Annotated in this window: 1 protein-coding gene; it reads right to left on the reverse strand. The window is 42.1% G+C overall.

Annotated features, from left to right (window positions below):
• Positions 1 to 297: 7-carboxy-7-deazaguanine synthase QueE (locus tag Y882_RS20215; RefSeq protein WP_046973456.1), on the reverse strand; the 297-nt coding region annotated here is incomplete at both ends.

Raw genomic sequence — 297 nt, forward strand, 5'->3', positions numbered from 1 at the left:
GGATAGGCATAGTCCCGTTAGTTTCAACCTGTACACGGTATCCTTTCATATCAATAAGGTAGTTGATAAAATTAACAACTTCAGGTTGACGGAAAGGTTCGCCACCAGTAATGACAACTAATTTAGTCTTGGCTTCACCAGTGACATGGACAATCTCTTGCCAAATATCACTGTGACTCATTTTCTTACGATTGGACGTATAGTTTGTATCGCAACCTGGGCATTGCAGGTTACAACCAGCTAATCGAACGAATACGGCAGGTTGACCACAAAATGGGCCTTCACCTTGAATGGTAT

The sequence above is a fragment of the Dyella japonica DSM 16301 genome (genome assembly GCF_001010355.1).
GTDB lineage: Bacteria > Pseudomonadota > Gammaproteobacteria > Xanthomonadales > Rhodanobacteraceae > Dyella > Dyella japonica.